We start from the raw sequence: 24,914 nt of genomic DNA, 5'->3' as shown, positions 1-24,914 counted from the left end.
AGTTAACGTCTAAAAAAAGTATAATCAAAAGTTATTGAAAAGATATTAGAATACAAAGCATTGCCCACACTTCCAATATTTGTTAGTGCATAATCTACTTGAATTCCCTTGTAATTGAAACCAACCCCAAAATTAGGTTGTAATGAAAGTGATTTTGAGTTGTCAAATTGAGCGACATATTGAAAATTACCAACGCCAGCTCTTAGATACACCAATTGATCATAATCTAATTGAAAGCCTATTGCCGGATCGATACTTCCAGCATCAGAAGAAAAAATATCATTTGTTTTTGCAAATCGAATATTTAAATCTACTTCTGTAAGCAAATTAAAAAAACGACCCATTCTAAAATCTCTAGCGACACCTAATTGTAACTTTGGCTTCGTGATTTCTGTAGTTTCTGGTAATTCTTGATTCTGTCCAGGAATTGCATCTTTAATTTTATCAAATTCTGCTTCATTGATTGCCCAGCTATTAAAAGTGGTAGTAATATCTCTTGCCATCAACCCAAATTTCCAATCATTTCTTTCAAACTGAATGCCTGCATCAAAACCAAAGCCCCAAGAAGAAGCAAAATCGCCTATTGTTCTTCTAACAATTTTAGCATTTATACCAAATTTCAAATCTTTAAAAATAAGTTTTCTAGCATACGCAATGTTAAATGCATAATCTGCCGCAGAAAAAAGACTAATTCGATTAAAATCGATGTTCCCTTCACTATCTATTAATTCTGTAGTATTTAAGATATCATCTACACCAAAACGAATCACAGAAATACCAAAAGCGCTATTTTTATCTATAGGCATTGCAAACGCAGCGTGGTTGTAATTTGCAATTCCTGCAAAATAAGAAGCATGCATTAAAGAACCTTGATAATCTTCTATGCCTACTAAACCAGCCGGATTCCAATAAATCGCATTTACGTTATTTGTAGTAGCAACAACGGCTTTGCTCATACCCAAAGCGGCAGCGTCTACACCAATTGTTAAAAATTCGTTGGAATAATTTCTAAATGCTTGTGCATTTAAAAGAGTAGAAAAGAATAAGAATAAAAGTAAAATTCTGAAATTCAAAAGCATAAATTTTTTCTGTAACAAATATCTAAAATCCTATTAAAATAACATCTATTTTAAGAAGATATTGTTTAAGAAAGTGGAATTCTAATATGATCTTCAATAAATCTTTCGATCCTTAATTCTAACCAAATGTTTTCATTAGGTTTGAATGAGCTCATAAAACCTACATGACCTCCATAATCTGGAATTTCTAAATAAAAATTCTTTGATGTTAAAGCTTCTTTTCTCGGATAGCATGCTGCAGATAAAAAAGTATCATCTTTTGCGTTGATTAAAAGGGTTGGTCTGTCTATTTTAGAAATATAAGGTTTAGAACTTGCTTTTGTCCAATAATCTTCGGGGTTTTTAAAACCGAAAACAGGTACTGTATACAAATGTTCTAAATGTTTAAACTTCGTAGCTTTAAATAATTTGCCTTTGTCTAACTTGTATTCAGGAAATTTAAATGCCTTTTCTAAAACTTTGTTTTTCATCGTTTTAAAAAACAGTTCTATGTATAATTTATTCTTTAATTTTTCCATTTCTACTTCTGCAGAAGCAATATCAATTGGTACAGAAATAGCAATTCCTCCTTTTATTTTTTCTGATAATTTTTGTTGATATTCACCTAAATATTTTAATGTTAAATTACCCCCCAAACTAAAACCAACAATAATCAAATTATCATAATTATAGGTTTTTAACAGATGATAAATAACAAAATCTACATCTTCTGTTTTTCCACTATGATAGGTGGCTAGTAATAAATTATCTTCCCCACTACAACTTCTTAGGTTAAAACAAACGGTATCTAATCCTTTTTTATTTAAATGATTAGAGGTAGAAGCCATGTATTTAGATTCTGAACTTCCTTCTAAACCATGAATCAATAAAACCAAGGTTTTAGAACCTACTAAAGAAAAATCTAAGTCTATAAAATCATGATCCCAAGTTGTAATTCGTTTTCGCAAATAATTACAAGTATCTTTCATAAACAGCGGTCTGTACATGGTATTGAAATGACCGTTTTTAAATGGCAAAGTAGGAGAGAAGTCTGATTCTAAAATTGGCATGAAAGAAGTTTGATTGGTTTTCTTAAAAATACGCAAAAAAAAACGATTTTAGAAAACCACCAAAGTAGGATTTCTTATTTTAGCTTTTTAATAAAAAAAAACATGAAAAAACACATTCCTAATTTAATAACACTCGGTAATCTTTTTTGTGGAACACTTGCTACCATTTTTGCTGTTCAAGGTAATTTTGTTCTTGCTGGGCTATTTGTTGTTCTTGGAATTTTATTTGACTTTTTTGATGGTCTTGCTGCACGTCTACTAAATGTTTCTGGAGAATTAGGCAAACAATTAGATTCTTTAGCAGATATGGTAACCAGTGGCGTTGTTCCTGGAATAATTATGTTTAGTTTATTATCTAACGGAGTAGTTGATGGATTTTCATTCGATGAATCTGAAACAATGCTTTGGTCTGGATTTAAATTTGCTCCAGTTCAACTTATCGGTCTAATTCTAACACTTGGTGCTTGCTATAGATTGGCAAAATTCAATATAGACACAAGACAATCTGAATCTTTTATTGGTTTGCCAACACCAGCAATGAGTTTATTTGTTATTTCTTTGCCACTAATACAAATGAATACAGATATTCAAGTGGTACAAGACTTAATAGCGAATAATTACTTTTTAGTAGCGATTACTCTAATCTTAACCTATTTGATGAATGCAGAATTACCATTATTTTCATTGAAATTAAAAGAATATTCAGTAAAAAATAATTTGTTAAAATATCTATTTCTTTTAAGTTCTTTGCTGATGATTACTACGCTACAATATTTATCAATTCCTTTGATTATTGCAGTGTATATCATTTTATCAATAATTTCTAACGTTAGAAAGAAAACGTAGACGTGAAAAAAGCATCCACTTGATAAGTGGATGCTTTTATTTATTTAGATTCCCGTTCCTGCTTGCCGCAGGCAGGTTCACGGGAATGACAATTTCAACGGAAACCCCGAGGCAGAGCCTCGAGAAATTCTTTTCGATTAAAATATAGATAATTTCTAAAAAACTTTCTTCTTTTTCAACTCAAAATCTTTCCCAAGATATACTTTACGCACCATTTCGTCTGCAGCTAATTCTTCTGGTGTTCCTTCTTTTAAGATACTTCCGTTGTACATGAGATATGTTTTGTCTGTAATGGCAAGTGTTGCTTGTACATCATGATCTGTAATTAAAATACCAATATTTCTATCTTTTAAATGTGCTACAATGCTCTGAATATCTTCTACAGCAATGGGATCTACACCTGCAAAAGGTTCATCTAACAAGATAAAATTAGGATCTGAAGCCAAGCAACGTGCAATTTCTGTTCTTCGTCTTTCTCCTCCAGAGAGTAAATCTCCTCTGTTTTTACGAACATGACCAATGTTGAACTCTTCAATTAAAGATTCTAACTTTATTTTTTGTTCTTTTTTAGAAAGTCCTGTAAATTGTAAAACAGATAGAATATTGTCTTCTACAGATAGTTTTCTAAAAACAGAGGCTTCTTGCGCTAAATAACCAATGCCTTTTTGTGCACGCTTGTACATGGCATCTTGGGTTATTTCTTCATCATTTAAATAGATATGACCCGCATTTGGTTTTACCATACCAACAATCATATAGAAAGAAGTGGTTTTTCCAGCCCCGTTGGGTCCTAACAAACCAATAATTTCACCTTGCTGAACTTCTAAAGAAATTCCTTTTACCACTTTTCTACTTCCGTAGATTTTTTGAATGTTTTCTGCTCTTAAAATCATAATTCAAAGGTACTAAAACTGTTAAAGGTCCATTCTTAAATAATTAATAAATCTCTTTTACAAATTTAGAAATACTAATTTTGAATACTGAATACTGAATACTGAATACTGAATACTGAGTACTGCTTACCGAATACCGCTTACTCAGACTCCAAAGCTTCCCAATATTCTACTGCTTTTCTCAAATGAGGAATTACAATAGTACCACCAATTAAATTAGCAATAGACATGGTTTCCATCATTTCTCCTGTAGTAACGCCGTTTTTTTTTGCAGCTTCTAAATGGTATTGTACACAATCATCGCATCTTAACACTGTGGATGCCACTAAACCTAATAGCTCTTTGGTTTTTACAGGTAAATGGCCTTCTTTAAAAGCGTTTGTATCTAAATTAAAAATTCTTTTAATAACTTTATTATCAGAAGCTAAGATTTTATCGTTCATTTTAGAACGATAATCATTAAATTCTTGGACTTTTTTGTGCATCTTTTTGTTGTTTTTTTATCACCATTTTAGAGACTTTAATACTTATTTCATATAAAATAAGTATTGGTATTGCTACAATAACTTGACTAGCAATATCTGGAGGCGTAATAATTGCTGCTAAAATTAACACAACAACTAACGCATGTTTTCTGTATTTTTTTAAGAATTCTGGAGTTACCAAACCAATTTTAGTTAAAAAATAAATTAGAACGGGCAGTTCAAAAAGTATTGAAACCCCAAGTAACATATTGGTAACAAGTCCAATATGAGAATCCATTGTAAAGTTATTCTGAATTAAATCTGTAATTTGATAATTGTATAAAAAATGAATTGATATTGGTGCAATTACATAAAAGCTAAAAGCAATTCCAGAGAAAAATAAACAAGAAGCAACAAAAATAAATCCTCTTGAATTTTTAATTTCTTTTTTTGTTAAACCCGGGGAAACAAAACGCCAAACTTCCCACAAAAGATAAGGGAAAGAGAGAATTATTCCTAAAATTAATGAAGACCAAATAGCATTCATTAACTGTTGTGTTGGTTTTAAACTTATTAAGTTGTCTTTAAATGAAACATTGCAAAAAGTGCTATCTACTCCAAATAAATTAAAGAAATCACAAAACAGTTGATAGGTAATAAAATCGGGTTTTCTATGCGCTAACAAAAAGTGTTCATAGACTTCTTTTTGAAAAATAAACAATAAAATTCCGATGATACATATTGCTGCTGCACTTCTTACCAAATGCCACCTTAATTCTTCTAGATGATCTAGAAAAGACATTTCTTTTTGTTTTTCTACCATTAGAAAATTCCTTCTTTAATTAAATCGTGTAAATGAACAACACCCACATATTTTTTATGATCATCAACCACTAAAATTTGAGTAATACTATTATTCTCTAATTTTTCTAATGCTTCTATCGCCATAGCATCTTGATACACTGTTTTTGGGTCTTTACCCATAATATCTTTTGCCGTAAAATCATTTATAGCTGTTGTTTTACTTAGCATTCTTCGAATATCACCATCTGTAATAATACCAACAAGAGCATCATTTTCCAATACAGCGGTTACTCCTAATCTTTTTTCTGAAATTTCTACAATCACTTTTGCGATTGAATGATCGATTTCAACTTTAGGGACTTGATTGTTTTTGATCAAATCAGAAACTCTCAAATACAAACGTTTTCCTAACGCGCCACCTGGATGATATTTTGCAAAGTCTTTGCTAGAAAATCCTCTTAAATCTTGTAAACAAACCGCCAAAGCATCTCCCATTACTAATTGTGCAGTTGTACTTGTGGTTGGTGCCAAATTATTAGGACAAGCTTCTTTTTCTACAAAGGTATTTATTGGAAAATCTGAGTTTTTGCCTAAAAACGAATCAACATTTCCTGTAATTGCAATTATTTTATTTCCGTAATTCCTTATCAAGGGAACTAAAACTTTAATTTCTGGTGTATTTCCGCTTTTAGACAAACAGATAACAATATCATTTTCTTGCACATTTCCTAAATCTCCATGAATAGCATCTGCTGCATGCATAAAAATTGCAGGAGTTCCTGTAGAATTTAGTGTGGCAACAATTTTAGTAGCAATATTTGCACTTTTTCCTATTCCAGTAACAATAACTCTTCCATTAGCGTTCAATATAAAACGAACTGCCTTTTCAAAATTATCATCTAACAAGTTTGCCAAATTTGCAATAGCCTGACTTTCAATTAGAATTGTTTCTTTTGCAGTTTGTAAAACTGTATTTGATTTTTTCAATAGTTATGTATTTTATCAGAATAAAAAAAAGTTATATCTTTAGATTAATAAACAAGCAAATTTACTACAAAAAATAGTTACAACAAATATAATAGCAGGTTTGTGAGTTGTTTTTAATGTTAAACGAATATTTATAAATGGATTTACATAGTCCTCTAAAAAAGTTCTTCGGATTTAATAAATTCAAAGGCTTACAAGAGCAAGTTGTTAAGAGCATCGTTAATGGTAATAATACATTTGTTATCATGCCAACGGGAGGTGGTAAATCTCTCTGTTATCAACTACCTGCATTAATGCAAGAAGGTACAGCAATTGTAGTTTCTCCATTAATCGCTTTAATGAAAAATCAAGTAGATGCCATAAGAGGTATTTCTGAACATAATGGTGTTGCACACGTTTTAAATTCGTCTTTGAATAAAACAGATGTAGCGCAGGTAAAATCAGATATTACAAGCGGCATAACAAAACTTTTATATGTTGCACCAGAATCTTTAGTGAAAGAGGAATATGTTACTTTTTTAAGAACTCAAAAAATTTCTTTTGTAGCCATAGATGAAGCACATTGTATTTCTGAATGGGGGCATGACTTTAGACCAGAATACAGAAATTTACGACATATTATCAAAGCAATTGATAATGTGCCTGTGATTTGTTTAACTGCAACTGCAACAGAAAAAGTACAAGAAGATATTTTAAAGACTTTAGGAATTACAGATGCAAATAGATTCAAAGCTTCTTTTAATAGACCGAATTTATTTTATGAAGTTCGTCCAAAAACAAAAGATGTACAAAAAGATATTATCCGTTTTGTAAAACAAAGAGCAGGAAAATCAGGTATTATTTACTGCTTGAGTAGAAAAAAGGTGGAAGAAATTGCTCAGATTTTACAAGTAAACGAAATCAATGCAGTGCCTTATCACGCTGGTTTAGATGCAAAAACAAGAGTAAAGCATCAAGATATGTTTTTAATGGAAGATTGTGATGTTGTTGTTGCCACCATAGCATTTGGAATGGGAATTGACAAGCCAGACGTTCGTTTTGTGATTCATCATGATATTCCTAAGAGTTTAGAAAGTTATTATCAAGAAACGGGTAGAGCAGGACGTGATGATGGAGAAGGATATTGTTTGGCCTTGTATGCTTATAAAGATATAGAAAAGTTAGAAAAATTTATGTCTAGCAAACCAGTTGCAGAACAAGAGATTGGGCATGCACTGCTACAAGAAGTTGTTGGTTATGCAGAAACTTCTATGAATAGGCGTAAATACTTATTGCATTATTTTGGAGAAGAATTTGACGAAATAAATGGTGATGGTGCAGATATGGATGATAATTCTAGAAATCCAAAGAAAAAACATGAAGCCAAAGATGATGTGGTAAAATTATTGTCTGTTGTAAAAGATACCTTGCAACAATACAAATCTAAAGAAATTGTAAATACAATTATTGGGAAAGAAAATGCTTTATTAACTTCTCATAAAACACATTTACAGCCATTTTTTGGAATTGGAAAAGATAAAACAGCTGCTTATTGGATGGCTTTAATTCGTCAGATTTTAGTAGTCAATTTTATCAGAAAGGAGATAGAACAATATGGTGTGGTCAAACTAACAGATGTCGGCGCAGAATATTTAAAAAACCCAACTTCTTTTCTAATGACAGAAGATCATTCTTATTCTGAAGAAAATGACAATTCTATCATTACAAACTCTAAAGCTTCAGGAGGTGTTGCAGATGATAAATTGGTGAAGTTTTTAAAAGATTTACGAAAGAAAGTGGCTACAAAACACAAAGTACCACCATTTGCTGTTTTTCAAGATCCTTCTTTAGAAGATATGGCTTTAAAATATCCAATAACACTAGATGAGTTATCTAAAGTGCACGGTGTTGGTGAAGGAAAAGCAAGAAAATTTGGTAAAGATTTTGTACAATTAATAGCCAATTATGTGGATGAAAATGATGTGTTAAGACCAGATGATTTAATTGTAAAAAGTACAGGAGTTAATTCTGGATTAAAATTATACATCATTCAAAATACAGATAGAAAATTACCTTTAGAAGACATTTCTAAATCTAAAGGTTTAAAAATGGATGAACTCATCAAAGAAATGGAAGCGATTATCTTTTCAGGTACAAAATTAGATATCAATTATGCTTTAGATGATTTATTAGATGAAGAGCAACAAGAAGAAATTTATGATTATTTTATGGAAGCAGAAACAGATAAAATTCAAGATGCCATAGATGAGTTTGATGGTGATTATGATTTTGATGAGCTGCGTTTAATGCGAATTAAATTTATTAATGAAGTTGGGAATTAAAACTGATATTTCTTATCAACAGCATATTTAACGAGTTCGCTACCAGAAGATAAGTTAAGCTTACGAATCATGTTTTTTCTATGTGTATCTATCGTTGTTTTGGCTATAAACAAGGCTTCAGATATTTCCTTAGAAGTATTTCCGTTGGCAATTAAATGTAATATTTCTTTTTCTCTGTTTGATAAAACTATTTTTTCTGACTTTCCAATGGTAACATTTTCATCGATATAATCATTCATAAAATTGAATGCCACATTTGGATCAAAAAAAGTTTCACCATTCGCAACCGTGACTATAGCTTTCGATAACATTTTTATACCAGAATTTTTTAAAATATAACCCGTTGCACCAGCATCTAGCATTTGTTTAATTGCGTCTGGCTGATCGAACATTGTCATCGCTAAAACATGAATATGAGGAAATTGTTTTTTTATGATTTTTGTGGCTTGAATCCCATCCATACGCGGCATTCTAATATCTGTAATAACCAATTTGGGCTGCTTTAAAGAAACTAATTTTACCAAATCTTCGCCATTATTCACAGCACCAATAATGTTTATTTCTTCGTCATATTCAAAAAAAGATTTTACACCATCAATTAACATTTGATGATCTTCTGCCATTAGTATCGTTATCATAGGGTTATTTTTTATCAAAAATAGCGATTTATAAAACTTTAAAAATCACTACAAGTAAGTAATTAGTCTGTAGGAATATTCATAATGATTGAGCTTCCTTTGTTTATAGTAGTATCGATTACAAAAGTTCCATTCAAATGCATAACTCTCGTTTTTATAGAGCCAATTCCCATTCCATCTTTTTGATTTACTTTGTTGATGTCAAAACCTTTTCCGTCATCTTCAACAATAATATTTAGATTTTGATCATAAGAAGAAATATTGATGGTCGCATTATTAGCCTCTGCATGTTTGATTATGTTTGTAATTAATTCCTGAATAATTCTAAAAACAGTAATTTCTAAACTATTTTCTAGTTTTTTATCCAACCCAAAATGAATGACTTCGATGTTAATTTTATCTGCGGAAGTAATTTTTTCTGCCATCATTTGTACAGCAATCAATAAACCTTGATTTGCAATGACACCCGCATTTTTTGCATGTGCCATACTTCTTACTTTTAAATAGGCTTCATCAATTAGGCTTTCTGTTTTGTTAAACAATTCCTCTTGATTTATTTTTTTCTTTTCTTTATTAAATTGAAGATTCTCAAAATGTAATTTTAAAGTTGCTAAAACAGAGCCTAAATTATCATGTAAATCTTCTGCAATGCGTTTGCGTTCTTTTTCTTGTCCATCTACCATTGCATTAATCGTAGTAATTTCTTGTTCTTTTAAAAGGGTAAGGTTTTTTTGAGTTTGGATTTCTTTTTCTTGCTCAGCTAGTTTTCTTTTTCTTTTGGAGTTTTTTAGTGATAAAATCCCAATTGTCCCTCCTAATAAAATGAATAGGAGAGCACCTATTAAGAAGTTTCTATTTTTTATTCTTTTGGCTTCTGTTTCTAAATTTTGCGCTTTTAATATTAAATTCTCTTTCTCTTTTTTTTCTGTTTGATATTTAGTCTCAATATCTTCTACTTTCCCTATTAATGATTGATTCTTCAATACATTATTAAGTGAATCATATTGTTCTAAGTAATATAATGATTTTTGAAAATTTTTAAGCTTTTTATTATTTATGGATAGGCTTTTATAAAGATTTACTTCAAATTCTGGAAATTTATCAAGTTTTATATTTTTTAATGCAATTTCTAGTTCCTTATTCTCTTTTATAAAATTCTCTTTTCTTTTTTCTATAATTGATAGGTCTTTATGTATGTGAGCAAGTGTTCTTTTTGATGTAAATTTATTTATTGCTTTTTTATTATAGTAAAAAGCGGAATCTACATTATTGTAATGATTAAGGTAGATTGAACCAATATTTTGATAAATTGTATTAGCATCTCTTTGAGATTTCATGAATATTAAAGCTTCTTGAAAACTCTTTAGTGCTTTTTCTGGTTCATTATTATCATCATAAAACACCGCTAGACTATTTAAACTGTATGCAATTCTACTTGGTGTTTTTCCTTTTTTAGATTCTTTTACATATAATTTTAAATAGGCAAATTCTTTTTCTCTATTGTCTAATTGTCTATATAATGAATACAAACCAGAATAAATTACTGTTTTTTTATCAAAATGTTTAAGTGAATCATTTTCATAAAATTTTAATGCTTTTACAAAATAATTTGCGCTAGAATCTATTTGATTTTGAGATCCCTTTAAAAATGCAATATTAATATTATGATTTGCTTTAGTTTTTTCAGATAGCTTGATTTTATACTTATTTATTATTGAAATTTGTTGTTGGCAACTATCAAATTCTTGTTGAATAAAATGATAAAAAAAAGTATTCTTATTCAATAAAAATCTATCTTCAAAAGATTTGTTTTCTTTTAAAGATAGAATGGATATTAATTCTTTTGCTTTCTTTGGTTTTCTATTTCTAATAGCTTGTTCTATAGAATCATTGAGTTGTTCAATAGATAAATTTGTTTGACAAAAAAGAGAGAGAGGAAATAAATAAAATAGTAATTTTATAAAGAATAATCTCATTTTTTAATTCCATCAAAAAGAGAATTTGTAGGTGCAAAAGGAGGATATGTAGGTATTGGGTCTGTAGGTAATCCACCATGCCTATAATCTGAACTTGCAATTTTTGTATCGGTATTTAAAATACCAATTATAATATTTTTTTTATTTTTTATTTCTAATATAATTTCTGAATAATCTTTACATTCTATTAGAACTTGAACAGCAATTACATTCCCTTTATTATTCTTTGGTTCATTCGTTTTAATATAAATATGAAAAAAACCTTCGGAATCCCTACCTAAATTAATACCGTTAATTATTTCAGTATTTTCATGAGATAAAAAATAGATCAAGATTTGTTTTTCATTTTTTTGATTTGAAAATAATCTACTGTGCGGGGCATATTTTAAAGAAAATATATCTTTGAATGTTTGTGATGGTGAATAAATATTAATCTTTGATTTTTGAATTTTCATTTTAGTTAGTTTTTATCAGTTAGTAATACTTTCCCAAATATCATAAATATTCGAAACATAGATATACCTACAAATAGGTATATTTCTTTCCTTAAATGTAGGGAAAAAAACTATAAAGTAAAAACAGTTAACAAAACACCTAAAAGAATCGCCATAAATTTTTTCAAATTAAATTGATGATTCTCAGAACTTTCAAAAAGAATGATGGTGGAGATATGTAAGAAAACCCCAACAATAAGTGCCGTTATTTCTATATAGTAGGTGGAAAAGAATTCAATTTTATCTCCTAATAAAACTCCTAAAGGACTCATCAATCCGAAGAAAAAAAGAAACCCAAAAATTGTCTTTTTAGGATATTTTGTCTGAATTAAAAAAGTTGTCAAAACAATGGCAATCGGAATTTTATGTACCACAATTGCCCATAATAAATTACTATCCGCATGATGGATTGGTAAACCTTCAGAAAAAGCATGCAAGCAAAGACTTGTAAAAAGTAAAGTTGGAAATTTCTTTCCATCTGAATGCATGTGGATATGACCATGTTCTGCACCTTTAGAAAAAGATTCTAAAACCGATTGTAAAATAATACCGACTAAAATAAAAATACCAACTGTTTTATAATTACTAGTTGCTGTATATACTTCTGGTAATAAATGTAGAATCGTAACAGAAAGTAGGTAAGCGCCACTAAAAGCTAGCAATAACCGCACAATTTTATTACTAGGTTTTGCCAATAAAACAATTAACGAACCTAAAAGTACAGAAGCAATTAGTAAGATATAATTCATTTTGCTACTAAAATTAATCGATTAGAATTTTCAGCATCAAACTTATTTAAGTTGTAATCTCCAAAAACATGGGTAATTGTAAAACCAACTTTATCAAAATAAGAAGTCATTTTTTCTAAATCTAAATATTTTACTCGCTCTGTATAAGAGTGAGTTTTTCCGTCTACTAGAAAAGAAATATGTTTTAAAATAAAACCATTTGTAATTTCTCTTGTGATATGAAAGGTAATATTTTCTACAATTTTTGTTTCTTGTTTTACCAAGTTTTCTTTTACAAGTTTGGCATTTAAAAAATCGAACACAAAATAACCATCTTTTGTCAGTCCGTTTTTTATGTTTTGTAAAATTAAAATATCTTCACGATCATCTTCAAAATACCCAAAACTTGTAAACAGGTTAAAAATTGCGTCATACTTATTATTGAAAGGCTTGCGCATATCATGAACTTTAAAATCTAAAGTGTCATTTTCAAACTTTTTAGCAGCAAGTATGCTATTTTCAGACAAATCCCCACCAGTAACTCGATATCCTAAGGAATTCAGAAAAACAGCATGACGCCCTTTACCACAAGGTAAATCTAAAATATGAGTCGATTTTTTTAAGTTTAAGAGCTCTGTGATATTTTGAATAAATAATTGGGCTTCACTCGTATTTCTGTTTTTATAGAGAATGTGATAATACTTTGTATTAAACCAATCTGTAAACCAATCTTTTGTTTTCATATATAATAGAAAAAGTATGCTTCTTTTGTTTTACAAAAAGTTATCGTTGCAGTTTTTATTTCAGTCTGTAAAAGTAACCAAATCTTACGTGCTTCGAAATGAAATTTCAACAAACTACTAATTTTTATAAAATTGACGAGTTACACTTGTTATTAATGAATAAAATAATAAATATTTCAAGAATCTAACGTGTTATTCAACTAAAAGAAAAATTCGTGAACTCGTGGCGAATTATCCTATTTATAAAACGTATTTTTGCAGTCAATTTTACAAGTATGGAAAGAGATTTTAAAATGGTAGCCACTACACTTTTTGGTTTAGAAGGTGTTTTAGCTGAGGAGTTGAAAGAGTTGGGTGCTCAAGATGTAAAAGAAGCTGTAAGAAGCGTTTCTTTTAGAGGAGACAAAGGTTTTATGTACAAAGCAAATATTGCTCTAAGAACTGCTGTTCGTATTTTAAAGCCTATAAAAACTTGTAAAATTTATGATGAAGAAGATTTATACGAATCTATTCAGAAAATAAAATGGGAAAACTTTTTAGATGTAGAAGGTACTTTCGCAATTGGAGCTGTTGTAAATTCTAAGAATTTTACTTCTAATTCGCATTATATTTCTTTGAAATCTAAAGATGCAATTGCAGATTATTTTCGTCATAAATATAGCAAAAGACCCAATGTAGATTTAAAATATCCAGACGTTAAAATTCACATTCATATTCAGAAAGACTGGTTAACCGTTTCTTTAGACTCTTCAGGAGATTCTTTGCACAAAAGAGGCTATAGAACGGCAACCAATATTGCACCAATTAATGAAGTTTTGGCTGCTGGTATGGTTTTATTATCGGGTTATACGGGCGAAGAAAATTTTATAGATCCTATGTGTGGTTCTGGAACTATTTTAATTGAAGCAGCAATGATTGCGAATAATATTCCTGCAAATATCAACAGAAAACTCTTTGCTTTCGAGCATTGGAAAGATTATGATGAAGAACTATATTTTACGATTCAAGAATCTTTATTGAAGAAAATAAGAAGCTCTCATTTTAAGATTATGGGCTTTGACAAAGCACCTTCCGCAGTTCAAAAAGCACAGGCGAATGTTGAAAATGCTAATTTAGATGAATTTGTTGGTGTGCATCATGTTAATTTTTTCAACTCTAAAAAAGAGGTTTTTGGAAATACCACTATTTTGTTCAATCCACCTTATGGTGAACGTCTAAATATCGATACAGAAGAATTTTATAAGAAAATTGGCGATACGTTAAAAAATAATTATCCAGGTTCTACTGCTTGGTTAATTACCTCAGATACCGATGCTTTAAAATCTGTAGGCTTGCGAACCTCTAGAAGAATTGCTTTAAAAAATGCCGATTTAGACTGTAAGTTTGTGAAGTACGAGTTGTATGAAGGAACCCGTAAATTTAAAGAACATACAGAAGATACTGATGCTGAGATAGTTTCTGAAGATTAAAACATTTTTTTAGTCATGCTAGGAACGAATTAATCTATCAGTAAGTATCGTGATTTTTTTTAGAAGCTATTTCCTGCTTTTCGCACTCGCTTTTTTTATTCAGAAAAAGAATAAAAAAGAGCTCAAACAATTGCTACAATCAGGGCTAAGTATGTTTGCCAACTTTATTTATAAATTGGTACTCATTTTAATTCATTCTATTTTATGCCGAACGAAAAATTAGGAGGAATCTCATATTAATATAAAAGATTTCTCAATCATTAGTTTTTCTCTAATTTCGAAACGACATTCGTTATTTAAATTAAGTTTTCATATAAATTTTACGTAATTTTGAATCTCAATTGTCATTCAGAAGGAACCTGCCTGCCGCAGTCAGGGTATGAAGGAAGAATCTCTACATTTAAAATAGAGATGCTTCACTTTGTACCTTGTCCAGAATGACAAATACTTTAAAAACATTTGCCACATTTTATAGACATCATATTACCCATTCCAATTCAGAGAACATTTACCTATACTGTAACTGAAGACGAAGCAAATTTCTTGCAAAAAGGAATGCGTGTCGCGGTTTCTTTCGGGAAAACAAAGATGTATACCGGTTTGGTTTTTAATATTCATACCAACGCACCAACGTTATATGAAGCCAAAGAGATTCATCAAATTTTAGATGAAAAACCGTTGGTGAATGAACAGCAATTACAACATTGGCAATGGATTGCTAATTATTATATGTGTTCTCTAGGAGATGTGTACAGAGCTTCTTTGCCCTCTGCATTCTTGTTGGAAAGTGAAACTATTATTTATAAAAATGATGCCTTTTTAGACGATTCTATTTTGGAAGATGATGAGTTTTTAATTTTTGAAGCGCTACAACATCAGTCGCAGTTAACCATTCATCAGGTTGTCGATATCTTAGGTAAGAAAAAAGTAATGCCTACTGTAAATGAGCTGATCAAAAAATCTGCCATTTATATCAAAGAAGAAATTTACGAACAATACAAACCTAAATTGGTAAAGTATGTTCGTTTGCATTCAGATTATAGTTCAGATGAATCTTTAAACTCCCTTTTATCAGAACTATCTAGAGCAAAAAAACAACGAGATGCTGTTTTAACGTTTTTTCAATTAGCAACTACCAAAAAACCAATCAAAGCAAAAGATTTAACAGAAAAAGCCAAGGTTTCTTCTGCTATTTTAAAATCTTTGGCAGATAAAAATATCTTCGAAATTTATCATATTCAAACAGATAGAGTTCAATACAAAGGAAATACCAACGATTTAAAAGTATTAAATGAGTTTCAAGAAAAAACACTTGCTGAAATCAAAGAGACTTTTAAGGAGAAAGACGTTACACTTTTACATGGAATAACAAGTTCTGGAAAAACAGAAGTCTATACAAAACTGATTCAAGAAGTTTTAGACAAAGGAAAACAGGTTTTATTTTTATTGCCAGAAATTGCTTTGACTACACAAATTATTGTACGATTGCAGTTTTATTTTGGTGAACAAATTTCTGTTTTTCACTCAAAATATTCAATCAATGAAAGGGTAGAAGTATGGAACAATGTTTTAGAGAATAAAACAAAAGCACGGATAATTTTAGGCGCAAGATCTTCTATTTTCCTTCCATTTTCAAATTTAGGTTTAATTGTTGTTGATGAAGAACACGAAACTTCGTATAAACAGTTTGAACCTTCACCGCGGTACAATGCAAGAGATGCAGCGATTGTTTTAGCAAAGATTCACAATGCTAAAATCTTATTAGGTTCTGCAACTCCTTCTTTAGAAAGTTATTTTAATTCACAAGAAAATAAATATGGTTTTGTAACATTGAACAGGCGTCATGGAAATGTACAATTGCCAAAAATAGAATTGATTAACGTAAAAGAAAAGTACAGAAAAAAGGAAATGAATGGTCATTTTTCGGATAGAATGCTCAAATTAATTCAAGAAGCTTTAGACCTAAAAGAACAAGTTATATTATTTCAAAATAGGCGTGGTTATTCTCCAGTTGTGGAATGTAAAACCTGCGGAGTTTCGCCTGAATGCCCAAATTGCGATGTTACATTAACGTTTCATAAATTTAAAAACGAATTGCGTTGTCACTATTGCAATTATCAACGCGCAATGCCCAATAGCTGTGGTGCTTGTGGAAGCAATACTCTAGATACCAAAGGTTTTGGAACTGAACAAATAGAATTGGAATTGAAAGCAATTTTTCCTGATTTTAAAATTGGTAGAATGGATTTAGATACCACACGTGGAAAATACGGCTATCAGAAAATTATCGGAGCTTTTGAAGCCAGAGAAATTGATGTTTTGGTCGGAACACAAATGCTATCTAAAGGATTGGACTTTGACAATGTCTCTTTAGTTGGAATTTTAAATGCCGATACCATGTTGAATTTTCCAGATTTTAGGGCGCATGAACGTGCATATCAAATGATGGTGCAAGTTTCTGGAAGAGCTGGAAGAAGTAAAAAACAAGGCAATGTGGCGATTCAGACCTACAATCCGTTTCATCAAATTCTACAACAAGTTTCGACAACTAGTTATACAGAGATGTATAAAGAACAGTTGCAAGAACGTTGGCAATACAAGTATCCGCCGTATTATAGATTGATTAAAATTACGTTAAAGCATAGAGATTTTAACAAAGTAGATAGCGGAGTCAATTGGTTGTTTAAAGCATTATACAGCTCTTTTGGTGAACATGTTTTAGGACCCACAGCGCCAGCAATTGCAAGAATTCGAAATCAATATATTAAGAATATCGTAATTAAAATTCCACCAAAACAGAGTTTGGCAAACACAAAAAATCAGATTACAAAAATTAGAAACACCTTTGAAGCGGTAAAAGATTTTAGACCCATTCGTTTTATTATTGATGTAGATGCTTATTAGAGCATATAGCTGTTTAACTTTAATAATTGCGTTTTTACATTATGAATTGTAAATTCATAAACGTTTATTTGTTTTCTTTGATTGGGTTTTCCCCAATTATAATAACTTGTAACTTTTAAAATTGTTGGTTTGTATTGTTTATTACCCAAATATGTAAAATTAACCAACCAATCTCCATATTTTAATCTCTCAATTAGAATTTCTTTTGAGGTATATCCTTTCTTTTTCTGGTCGATGATTAAATCGTTATTAATTTTTGTAGAATTTTCAATTGCATATACTTCATCATTTGGATTTACAAATTCAAGAATAAATTCAGCTTCAGAGGTATTCCATTCAAAGACTAATCGTACATCACTCTTAGTAGTTTTTTCGACATTGCTTATTTTGATTTTTTTATGGGAACCATTTTTATCTTTATGATAGCTAGAAATTATTTCAGAAGAGAAGATTTCTCCAATATCGTTATTTTCTATTTTAAAACCTTTATTTAAATAGAACTTATAAATTAACCATGTGCTCCTGTAATCTTTTAAGTCTAAAAAAGCCTGCGCTAAATCTCTATAGGATTGTGCATATTCTGGTCTAAGATTCACCAATTTTTTGTAAACGACCAAAGCTTTTGTATGTTCATTTAATTCTTGATATTTATAAGCAATTGCTTTTAAATCCTCTGGATTGCTAGTAGCCAATTCTTCATAATCTGAAAGAACTTTTAATAATATATCTTTATCGGCATATTTTTTTTCAAGATAATTTATAATATTAAAATGATAATTAACTTGAGTTTTATATTTTGAGTGTTGCTCTAAATAGACATGTAGTGCTTCTTTTGATGTGGCTGTATTTTTAAATTCATGAATGTAATCTGGAGTATATACAATTCTATCTTTATATAGTATAGCATCATAATTGTAATAATCAACATCAGAAAAGAAATAATTATCATAATTAATATCTTCAATTTTAGAATAATCAATAGTAGTTTTCACCTTTATGATGCAGCCATTTAAATCAGAATTAAGTATCGTTACATTTTTTACCTCAGAAATATAAATAGGAATGGGAATATTGTAATAAAAATCATCTATTTCCCACAAAACAGGGCCATCTAATTCTGCTCCTTTTATATAAAGAATATTTTCTCCAAAATTATTTTGTTTGGCATGTAAAAAAGGAATTTTTTCTAAAATAGCTGCTGTTAATGTTGCCGCATTTTTATCTAAGCTTTTTCCATCAATAGCTATTATAACAACATTTGTTGACGAAGACCCGATATTACTACCCCCTAATTTTAAAAGCTTGTTTTGTTTATTTTTAAGAATGGTATTTTTATTTCTCATAACAATATTAAGAGTTGCAGTTACATCTTCAACTAAAATCATACTATTTTTTAGTCCCGGATATTTAAAACTCAAAATATCTCCAGCCTTGGCATCAATTTTATAAAAACCTTTAGAATCGCTTGAAGTACTTGTAATTGTATCACTTATGGAAATTTTAACATAAGCAAGTGGAGCTTTTTCATGATATATAAAGCCAGAAATGGTTTTAAAGTTATTGTTAGTTTGTGAATACAGTATAAACGGAATAATCGCAATAAGTAAGAAGATTTTTTTTTTCATTGTTGTAGTTAGTTGGTATTAAAAAATCATCAATTTTTATGCCATAAAAGTACTATACATCAAGTCTAACACATTAATAGGCAGATAAAATCATCAACCAATGATTACAAATCAAAAAAAACTAATTATTATTTTTCCTCCAAGCAACCTTTTTAAAACTTTGGGAGTCTATATATTTGTAAGGCAGTAAAAACGGAATCAAGAGGCTTGAAAATTATAAAATTGCATAACGAGAAATCGCTCATAAAAAAAGCGAGTGAAAACAATAGAGAAGCGCAAAAACAATTGTTTGAGCAGTTTTCACCTAAAATGATGGGCGTTTGCAGGCAATATGTAAAAGATTTGCACCATGCAGAAGATTTGATGTTGCAAGGGTTCTTAAAAGTTTTTACCAATTTGCAAAAGTTTAAACATGAAGGTAGTTTTGAAGGTTGGATTCGTAGAATTATGGTGAATACTTGCATTTCTTATCTCCGTAAAAAGAATTTAGTCGATGTATCTGATGAAGATTTTGTTTTTAACGATGCAGCCACAGAAAGTTTAGAAAATACTACTGTAGAAGACATTCAGAAACTTATCGATAAATTGCCAGAAGGATACAAAATGGTGTTTAATTTATTCGCCATAGAAGGGTATAAACATTCAGAAATTGCAGAAAAATTAGGTGTTTCTGAAAGTACATCAAAATCGCAGTTATTTAAAGCGCGTAAATTATTGCAGCAAAATTATTATAAAATGAATACAATAATTCATGAAAACAAATAAATTAGACAACAACATAAAAGAGAAGTTTGCGAATAGAACTTTAGAACCATCAGTTTCTGCTTGGGAACGTTTGTCGGCACAATTAGACGAACAACCACAGCAAAAAAAGAAAGGTTGGTTTTTTTATATCGGCTATGCAGCAAGTATTTTGATTTTAATTTCAGTAGGATTCTACCTATTTTCTGAAGATGAACAAATAGTTATTCCTAAGAATATCATAGTACATACTAAAATAGATACAATTTCTATCAACAATAAAATAAATGAAATCTTTAATGAAGTTCCTATTGAGGAAGCAATTGTTAAGAATGATAAAGCAACCCAAAAACAAGAAAATATAATGAAGCCTAAGGCCTTCATTCCGAAGAAAAAGGAAGCTACAACTAGAAAAGTAATTGCTAAAAATAAACCTAAACAAATAGAGAAAACAAGAATAGCTAAATTTAAAGAAAAAACACAAAATGTCATTCCGAATCTCGAAGTTTCGGGAGAGGAATCTAAAGTATCAGAAACCGTTCAAACAGTAAAAAATAGCCGAATTAAAGTAAACGCAGAAGATTTATTGTATGCAGTAACACATACACCAAATGAAGTAAAAACATATTACGCAAAATATAATGTGAGTAGAGATGCTATTTTAAAAACGATTAAAAGTGAGCTCAAAAAATCGAATTTAAAAGTGAATCCTGAAACCATTTTAGCAGAAGTAGAACAAAGTATTCATGAAGACGATTTTCAGAATAATTTCTTAAAATCCTTAAAGAAAAAAATATCGAATATTGCTACTGCAATTGCAAGTAGAAATGATTAAAAACGTTACTGCGCTTCATCTTATTCCTAAATTAATAAAAAAACTTAAAACTCATAAAAATGAAAAAAACTCTACTATTATTAGCCTTTTTTGTCACCATAGCTGTAACATCACAAGAAAAAACATTTGAAAAAGAAGTCCGTAAGATTTCTAAAAGAATAGAGCTGATTACAAAGACTCAGAAAGATTCTTTAAAAATGAAAGTGAAAGAAATTGATCGAAAATTAGCCAATGGAGAAGTCACAAAGACCACAGCAGACACATTAAAAAAGGAAATCGCTGCATACCACGCTAAAAAAATAGAAACTCAAGTGGGCGAGCAAGAGCGTTTGTTGCAAATCTTAGTACAAGACAAAACAAATGGTAAAATTGCAAGTTCCAAGGAAGATCAATTTGATGATGACGATGTAAATACGTTTACCATTGGAAGTAAAACCTTCAAATTTAAAGATAATGATGAGTATTATGACACCCAAACAGAGAAGAGAGAAGCAAGGAAAAGAAAATTGAAGAAAAAAGGAAAAACAAGTAGAAGCACAACTAGTCAGTTTATATTTGCAATGGGTGTAAATAACGTTTTGACAGATCATAAACTAGCCTCCTTAAATGATTCTGAATATAAATTTTGGCAGTCTCATTTTTATGAATTAGGTTTTAGCTGGAAAACGAGATTTACAAAAGAGGCCTCTCAATTATATTTTAAATATGGTTTGTCTTTTCTTTGGAATAATTTAAGAGCAGACAACAATCAATATCATGTTAAAAATGGAGATATGACTGAATTACAAGTGTTTTCAGAAAATTTATCAGAAAGTAGATTAAGACATGTACAAATGAATTTCCCTGTGCATTTAGAGTGGGATTTTTCAAAAAACAAAAAATATAAAGACGGCTTTGTATACGACAGAACCAATAGATCTGTACGTTTAGGAGTTGGTGGTTTTGTTGGTTTTAAATTAGGAACAAGACAATATTTAGAATATAAAGATGCACAAGGAACAGAATTAGAACAATTACAATATGATAACTTTCATATGAATACGGTCAATTATGGTTTGAGTGCATATTTAGGTTATAGATCTACAAGTTTATATGTGAAGTATGATCTGAATCCACTTTTTAAAGATACCGAAATTAGAAACATTTCTATGGGAATTCGTTTTGATCTGGACTAGTATTTTTAGCAAATGAACCATACACTTTATAAAAAGTCAGCCGTAAAAAGCTGACTTTTATATATTCTTCATTATTATCAATTTTAATTAGATAATATTAATTTTTTTAAGAAGTATTTGTGTGAAATCAGAATAATTAGCTCAATGGATATTTTAGCTATTTAATCACAGAAAAACAAACTATTTTTACGTGCTTATAATACTTAAATAAGCAAAATGAAAATAGGAATTCCTAAAGAAATTAAAAACAACGAGAGCAGAGTAGGTATGACGCCTGCAGGTGTTTTTGAACTAACCAAGAAAAATCATACAGTTTATATACAATCTACAGCTGGCGAGGGCAGTGGTTTTTTCGATAAACATTATATAGATGTTGGCGCAACTATTTTAGCAACCATAGAAGATGTGTATGGGCAAAGTGAAATGATTGTAAAGGTAAAAGAACCCATTGCATCAGAATATCCTTTAATTAAAGAAAACCAGATTGTTTTTACGTATTTCCATTTTGCCTCTAGTGAAGCTTTAACAAAAGCAATGATTCAAAGTAAAGCGATTTGTATTGCTTACGAAACGGTAGAAGATGAAGAAGGAACCTTGCCATTATTAACACCAATGTCTGAAGTTGCCGGAAGAATGGCTGTGCAACAAGGCGCAAAATATTTAGAAAAACCAATTAAAGGACGTGGAATTTTACTAGGAGGCGTTCCAGGAGTTGCGCCAGGAAAAGTCTTAATCTTAGGCGCAGGAGTTGTAGGTGTACAAGCTGCAAAAATGGCGGCAGGTTTAGGCGCACATGTAACTATTATGGACATTAATATGAAACGTTTACGCTATGTAAATGACGTACTACCAAACCATGTAATTACGGCTTTTTCTAATGAATATAGTATCAGACAAAATATAAAAACGCACGATTTAATCATTGGTGGAGTTTTGGTAAAAGGAGGAAAGGCGCCAAAATTAATCACCAAAGACATGTTAAAAGAGATGAGACCCGGAACGGTTGTGGTTGATGTAGCTGTAGATCAAGGCGGATGTTTTGAAACCACAAAAGCAACAACACATGAAGATCCTACCTATATTATAGATGATGTTGTACATTATTGTGTCGCAAATATGCCAGGAGCAGTTCCATATACATCTACAATAGCTTTGACCAACGTAACTCTGCCCTATATTTTAAATATTTCAAACAAAGGTTGGGAAAAAGCTTGTGGAACAGACAAAGCACTATTAAAAGGATTAAGTATTGTGAAAGGAGAAGTGGTTTATAAAGAAATAAACGAAGCTTTTGATTTAAAATAAGTTTCAAACTTTTATCCTAATTAAACATTTAAAAATTAATGATGAGGATAAGTAAAAAGTTCTTATATTTGCACCCTTAAAAATAAACAATAAATATTTAATTTATGAATCATTACGAAACTGTTTTCATTTTGAATCCCGTTTTATCTGACACTCAGATAAAGGAGACAGTACAAAAGTTCGAAGATTATTTAGTTTCTAAAGGAGCTGAAATGATCTCAAAAGAAGATTGGGGCTTAAAGAAATTAGCATACCCAATTCAAAAAAAGAAAAGTGGTTTTTATCACTTATTAGAATACAAAATTTCTGGTCAAGAAATTACTGCATTTGAGTTAGAATTTAGAAGAGATGATAGCGTTATGCGTTACCTTTCTGTTAGATTAGATAAACATGCTGCTGCTTGGGCTGAAAAAAGACGTGAACGTGTTAAATCTACTAAAAAATAAGACATGGCAACAATAGAACAACAAGCAAAAGGTGGTAAATCTGCTGACGTTAGATATTTAACGCCATTAGATATAGACACGAAGAAAGAAGCAAAATACTGTAGATTTAAAAAGAAAGGTATCAAGTATATCGATTATAAAGATCCAGACTTCTTAATGTATTTAGTAAACGAACAAGGTAAAATCTTACCAAGACGTTTAACAGGAACCTCATTAAAATATCAACGTAAAGTTGCGCAAGCAATTAAAAGGTGTCGTCATTTAGCGCTAATGCCTTATGTTGGAGATTTATTAAAATAATAAAGGCGTAGACAATGGAACTGATATTAAAACAAGACGTAGAAAATTTAGGATTTAAAGATGATGTTGTAGCCGTTAAAAACGGGTATGGTAGAAACTTTTTAATTCCTACAGGACAAGCTATTTTAGCTACCTCTTCAGCTAAGAAAGTATTAGCAGAGAATGTAAAGCAAAGAGCTTATAAAGAAGCTAAAGTAATTGAAGATGCTAATAAAATAGCAGAAACAGTGAAAGGATATGATATTAAAATTGCATCTAAAACAGGTTCAGGAGACAAGTTATTTGGTTCTGTGAACAATATAGATTTAGCTGCAGCAATAGCTAAAGCAGGAACAGATCTAGATAAGAAATTTATTAAGGTTGTTGGTGGTTCTGTGAAAAGATTAGGTAAATACGAAGCTTCTGTAAGATTACACAGAGCAGTAGTTGCTGATATTACTTTTGAAGTAGTAGCTGAATAAGTTTTACTTTAAATAAATATACAAAAAGCTCGTTAGAAATAACGAGCTTTTTTTACTTCAAATTCCAAAACTTGAACTTCTAACTTCTAACTTCTAACTTCCAACTTCTAATTTCCAACTTCCAACTAAAATGAAATACAGACAACTTACCAAAGAACAATTTGAAAGTTTACATGAAGATTTTGCACGTTTTTTAGCTTCTCAAAGTATCGATGTAAAAGAATGGAATCAGATAAAACAAGAAAAACCAGACGTTGCAGAAGAAGAAATGAATGTTTTTTCTGATGTTGTTTGGGATGATGTGTTAACCAAAACACAATACATAGAACACTTTTCTAAGACTTCTGTCAACTTGTTTAAATGCGATGCCGAAGAAATTCATAGAATTGCCATAAAAATTAATTGGGATATCAATTTACTAGAACAAAAAGGATTTGAATGGTTAATGCAAAATCCTATGGACAATTCTGTAGATATCTTTAAAGGTTCAAAACCTTATCATACAGAGAGAAATCTAGAGATTTTTGACTTGATGGAAAAAGGAAGTTCCATTTCTAAAGGAGAAATTTTTGAATATTTTAATCAGTTGGTCTCTTAGTTGAGCTGCTTTAAATGAATGTCTTAAAAAGAA

24 protein-coding genes are annotated in these 24,914 nt (G+C 30.2%); 12 read left to right on the top strand and 12 right to left on the bottom strand.

What is annotated here, in order from left to right:
- Nucleotides 1–2: 2 nt before the first annotated feature.
- Both Q0998_RS05765 and Q0998_RS05760 read right to left on the bottom strand, forming a co-directional pair.
- Entirely contained in the window at nucleotides 3–1,079 is a 1,077-nt protein-coding gene (locus Q0998_RS05765; protein ID WP_299667467.1) for a PorV/PorQ family protein, read from the bottom strand.
- A 65-nt stretch (nucleotides 1,080–1,144) separates the two neighbouring features.
- The gene (locus tag Q0998_RS05760) at nucleotides 1,145–2,128 is read right to left on the bottom strand and encodes an alpha/beta fold hydrolase (protein WP_299667465.1); all 984 of its coding nucleotides are present in this window, start codon (nucleotides 2,126–2,128) and stop codon (nucleotides 1,145–1,147) included.
- 102 nt (nucleotides 2,129–2,230) lie between these two features.
- On the opposite strand from Q0998_RS05760, the gene Q0998_RS05755 reads away from it, so the two are divergent.
- Nucleotides 2,231–2,974 (top strand): CDP-alcohol phosphatidyltransferase family protein, encoded by a 744-nt coding sequence (locus Q0998_RS05755; RefSeq protein WP_299667462.1) that lies wholly within the window; start codon nucleotides 2,231–2,233, stop codon nucleotides 2,972–2,974.
- A 155-nt stretch (nucleotides 2,975–3,129) separates the two neighbouring features.
- On the opposite strand, the gene lptB is transcribed toward Q0998_RS05755, so the two are convergent.
- The 4 genes from lptB to Q0998_RS05735 form a co-directional block, all read right to left on the bottom strand.
- On the bottom strand, nucleotides 3,130–3,867 hold the full coding sequence (lptB, locus tag Q0998_RS05750; protein ID WP_299667459.1) for an LPS export ABC transporter ATP-binding protein: 738 nt from the start codon (nucleotides 3,865–3,867) through the stop codon (nucleotides 3,130–3,132).
- A gap of 140 nt (nucleotides 3,868–4,007) precedes the next feature.
- On the bottom strand, nucleotides 4,008–4,352 hold the full coding sequence (locus Q0998_RS05745; protein WP_299667456.1) for a carboxymuconolactone decarboxylase family protein: 345 nt from the start codon (nucleotides 4,350–4,352) through the stop codon (nucleotides 4,008–4,010).
- Nucleotides 4,327–5,154, bottom strand: coding sequence for a twin-arginine translocase subunit TatC (gene tatC / locus Q0998_RS05740; RefSeq protein ID WP_299667453.1), 828 nt, complete (start codon nucleotides 5,152–5,154; stop codon nucleotides 4,327–4,329). Before tatC ends, Q0998_RS05745 begins: the two co-directional genes overlap by 26 nt.
- On the bottom strand, nucleotides 5,154–6,122 hold the full coding sequence (locus Q0998_RS05735) for a KpsF/GutQ family sugar-phosphate isomerase (protein ID WP_299667451.1): 969 nt from the start codon (nucleotides 6,120–6,122) through the stop codon (nucleotides 5,154–5,156). Before Q0998_RS05735 ends, tatC begins: the two co-directional genes overlap by 1 nt.
- Before the next feature lie 137 nt (nucleotides 6,123–6,259).
- Here Q0998_RS05735 and Q0998_RS05730 point away from each other — a divergent pair, with 137 nt between their 5' ends.
- Nucleotides 6,260–8,443, top strand: coding sequence for an ATP-dependent DNA helicase RecQ (locus Q0998_RS05730; protein WP_299667448.1), 2,184 nt, complete (start codon nucleotides 6,260–6,262; stop codon nucleotides 8,441–8,443).
- Here Q0998_RS05730 and Q0998_RS05725 read toward each other — a convergent pair.
- From Q0998_RS05725 to Q0998_RS05705, 5 genes are all read right to left on the bottom strand, one after another.
- Nucleotides 8,440–9,081 carry a response regulator transcription factor gene (locus tag Q0998_RS05725; protein ID WP_299667445.1) on the bottom strand — a complete coding sequence of 214 codons (642 nt, stop codon included), beginning with the start codon at nucleotides 9,079–9,081 and terminating at the stop codon, nucleotides 8,440–8,442. The two genes, Q0998_RS05730 and Q0998_RS05725, sit on opposite strands and share 4 nt — an antisense overlap.
- Before the next feature lie 62 nt (nucleotides 9,082–9,143).
- Nucleotides 9,144–11,057: an ATP-binding protein gene (locus Q0998_RS05720; RefSeq protein ID WP_299667443.1), complete on the bottom strand. Its 1,914-nt coding sequence runs from the start codon at nucleotides 11,055–11,057 to the stop codon at nucleotides 9,144–9,146.
- Nucleotides 11,054–11,512 (bottom strand): hypothetical protein, encoded by a 459-nt coding sequence (locus Q0998_RS05715; protein ID WP_299667440.1) that lies wholly within the window; start codon nucleotides 11,510–11,512, stop codon nucleotides 11,054–11,056. The genes Q0998_RS05720 and Q0998_RS05715 overlap by 4 nt, the downstream gene beginning before the upstream one ends.
- A 110-nt stretch (nucleotides 11,513–11,622) precedes the next feature.
- Entirely contained in the window at nucleotides 11,623–12,300 is a 678-nt protein-coding gene (locus Q0998_RS05710) for a ZIP family metal transporter (RefSeq protein ID WP_299667437.1), read from the bottom strand.
- Nucleotides 12,297–13,022 carry a class I SAM-dependent methyltransferase gene (locus Q0998_RS05705; protein WP_299667434.1) on the bottom strand — a complete coding sequence of 242 codons (726 nt, stop codon included), beginning with the start codon at nucleotides 13,020–13,022 and terminating at the stop codon, nucleotides 12,297–12,299. The genes Q0998_RS05710 and Q0998_RS05705 overlap by 4 nt, the downstream gene beginning before the upstream one ends.
- Before the next feature lie 275 nt (nucleotides 13,023–13,297).
- On the opposite strand from Q0998_RS05705, the gene Q0998_RS05700 reads away from it, so the two are divergent.
- Complete coding sequence (locus Q0998_RS05700) at nucleotides 13,298–14,491, top strand: class I SAM-dependent RNA methyltransferase (protein ID WP_299667432.1); 1,194 nt, start codon at nucleotides 13,298–13,300, stop codon at nucleotides 14,489–14,491.
- A 459-nt stretch (nucleotides 14,492–14,950) separates the two neighbouring features.
- Nucleotides 14,951–17,395, top strand: coding sequence for a primosomal protein N' (gene priA / locus Q0998_RS05695; protein WP_299667429.1), 2,445 nt, complete (start codon nucleotides 14,951–14,953; stop codon nucleotides 17,393–17,395).
- On the opposite strand, the gene Q0998_RS05690 is transcribed toward priA, so the two are convergent.
- Nucleotides 17,392–19,020, bottom strand: a complete 1,629-nt coding sequence (locus Q0998_RS05690; protein WP_299667426.1) for a hypothetical protein — start codon at nucleotides 19,018–19,020, stop codon at nucleotides 17,392–17,394. The two genes, priA and Q0998_RS05690, sit on opposite strands and share 4 nt — an antisense overlap.
- 207 nt (nucleotides 19,021–19,227) lie before the next feature.
- Between Q0998_RS05690 and Q0998_RS05685 the strand changes: the two genes are divergently transcribed.
- The 8 genes from Q0998_RS05685 (at nucleotide 19,228) to Q0998_RS05650 (ending at nucleotide 24,881) form a co-directional block, all read left to right on the top strand.
- The gene (locus Q0998_RS05685) at nucleotides 19,228–19,785 is read left to right on the top strand and encodes a sigma-70 family RNA polymerase sigma factor (RefSeq protein WP_299667423.1); all 558 of its coding nucleotides are present in this window, start codon (nucleotides 19,228–19,230) and stop codon (nucleotides 19,783–19,785) included.
- Nucleotides 19,772–20,596 carry a hypothetical protein gene (locus Q0998_RS05680; protein WP_299667420.1) on the top strand — a complete coding sequence of 275 codons (825 nt, stop codon included), beginning with the start codon at nucleotides 19,772–19,774 and terminating at the stop codon, nucleotides 20,594–20,596. The genes Q0998_RS05685 and Q0998_RS05680 overlap by 14 nt, the downstream gene beginning before the upstream one ends.
- A 59-nt stretch (nucleotides 20,597–20,655) precedes the next feature.
- Entirely contained in the window at nucleotides 20,656–21,771 is a 1,116-nt protein-coding gene (locus Q0998_RS05675; protein ID WP_299667417.1) for a hypothetical protein, read from the top strand.
- 216 nt (nucleotides 21,772–21,987) lie between these two features.
- Nucleotides 21,988–23,076 (top strand): alanine dehydrogenase, encoded by a 1,089-nt coding sequence (gene ald, locus Q0998_RS05670; protein ID WP_299667414.1) that lies wholly within the window; start codon nucleotides 21,988–21,990, stop codon nucleotides 23,074–23,076.
- Between the two features lie 104 nt (nucleotides 23,077–23,180).
- The gene (rpsF, locus tag Q0998_RS05665; RefSeq protein WP_299667411.1) at nucleotides 23,181–23,522 is read left to right on the top strand and encodes a 30S ribosomal protein S6; all 342 of its coding nucleotides are present in this window, start codon (nucleotides 23,181–23,183) and stop codon (nucleotides 23,520–23,522) included.
- A 3-nt stretch (nucleotides 23,523–23,525) separates the two neighbouring features.
- Nucleotides 23,526–23,822, top strand: a complete 297-nt coding sequence (rpsR, locus tag Q0998_RS05660; protein ID WP_299667408.1) for a 30S ribosomal protein S18 — start codon at nucleotides 23,526–23,528, stop codon at nucleotides 23,820–23,822.
- A 14-nt stretch (nucleotides 23,823–23,836) separates the two neighbouring features.
- Entirely contained in the window at nucleotides 23,837–24,283 is a 447-nt protein-coding gene (gene rplI / locus Q0998_RS05655; RefSeq protein WP_299667405.1) for a 50S ribosomal protein L9, read from the top strand.
- Between the two features lie 130 nt (nucleotides 24,284–24,413).
- Nucleotides 24,414–24,881, top strand: a complete 468-nt coding sequence (locus tag Q0998_RS05650; RefSeq protein WP_299667402.1) for a DUF6495 family protein — start codon at nucleotides 24,414–24,416, stop codon at nucleotides 24,879–24,881.
- Nucleotides 24,882–24,914: the final 33 nt, after the last annotated feature.

This window comes from uncultured Polaribacter sp. (assembly GCF_947501385.1).
Taxonomy (GTDB): Bacteria; Bacteroidota; Bacteroidia; order Flavobacteriales; family Flavobacteriaceae; genus Polaribacter.
Note: the sequence above shows the minus strand (reverse complement) of the source record. Positions and strands in the feature narration are given on the sequence as shown.

Coding starts and splice junctions, on each gene's coding strand:
- rpsR (WP_299667408.1), top strand. CDS start 23,526: ATGGCAACAATAGAACAACAAGCAAAAGGTGGTAAATCTGCTGACGTT.
- lptB (WP_299667459.1), bottom strand. CDS start 3,867: ATGATTTTAAGAGCAGAAAACATTCAAAAAATCTACGGAAGTAGAAAA.
- rplI (WP_299667405.1), top strand. CDS start 23,837: ATGGAACTGATATTAAAACAAGACGTAGAAAATTTAGGATTTAAAGAT.
- Q0998_RS05675 (WP_299667417.1), top strand. CDS start 20,656: ATGAAAAAAACTCTACTATTATTAGCCTTTTTTGTCACCATAGCTGTA.
- Q0998_RS05745 (WP_299667456.1), bottom strand. CDS start 4,352: ATGCACAAAAAAGTCCAAGAATTTAATGATTATCGTTCTAAAATGAAC.
- Q0998_RS05725 (WP_299667445.1), bottom strand. CDS start 9,081: ATGATAACGATACTAATGGCAGAAGATCATCAAATGTTAATTGATGGT.
- Q0998_RS05765 (WP_299667467.1), bottom strand. CDS start 1,079: ATGCTTTTGAATTTCAGAATTTTACTTTTATTCTTATTCTTTTCTACT.
- Q0998_RS05700 (WP_299667432.1), top strand. CDS start 13,298: ATGGAAAGAGATTTTAAAATGGTAGCCACTACACTTTTTGGTTTAGAA.
- tatC (WP_299667453.1), bottom strand. CDS start 5,154: ATGGTAGAAAAACAAAAAGAAATGTCTTTTCTAGATCATCTAGAAGAA.
- ald (WP_299667414.1), top strand. CDS start 21,988: ATGAAAATAGGAATTCCTAAAGAAATTAAAAACAACGAGAGCAGAGTA.
- Q0998_RS05730 (WP_299667448.1), top strand. CDS start 6,260: ATGGATTTACATAGTCCTCTAAAAAAGTTCTTCGGATTTAATAAATTC.
- rpsF (WP_299667411.1), top strand. CDS start 23,181: ATGAATCATTACGAAACTGTTTTCATTTTGAATCCCGTTTTATCTGAC.
- Q0998_RS05650 (WP_299667402.1), top strand. CDS start 24,414: ATGAAATACAGACAACTTACCAAAGAACAATTTGAAAGTTTACATGAA.
- Q0998_RS05680 (WP_299667420.1), top strand. CDS start 19,772: ATGAAAACAAATAAATTAGACAACAACATAAAAGAGAAGTTTGCGAAT.
- Q0998_RS05705 (WP_299667434.1), bottom strand. CDS start 13,022: ATGAAAACAAAAGATTGGTTTACAGATTGGTTTAATACAAAGTATTAT.
- Q0998_RS05710 (WP_299667437.1), bottom strand. CDS start 12,300: ATGAATTATATCTTACTAATTGCTTCTGTACTTTTAGGTTCGTTAATT.
- Q0998_RS05690 (WP_299667426.1), bottom strand. CDS start 19,020: ATGAAAAAAAAAATCTTCTTACTTATTGCGATTATTCCGTTTATACTG.
- Q0998_RS05715 (WP_299667440.1), bottom strand. CDS start 11,512: ATGAAAATTCAAAAATCAAAGATTAATATTTATTCACCATCACAAACA.
- Q0998_RS05755 (WP_299667462.1), top strand. CDS start 2,231: ATGAAAAAACACATTCCTAATTTAATAACACTCGGTAATCTTTTTTGT.
- Q0998_RS05760 (WP_299667465.1), bottom strand. CDS start 2,128: ATGCCAATTTTAGAATCAGACTTCTCTCCTACTTTGCCATTTAAAAAC.
- Q0998_RS05720 (WP_299667443.1), bottom strand. CDS start 11,057: ATGAGATTATTCTTTATAAAATTACTATTTTATTTATTTCCTCTCTCT.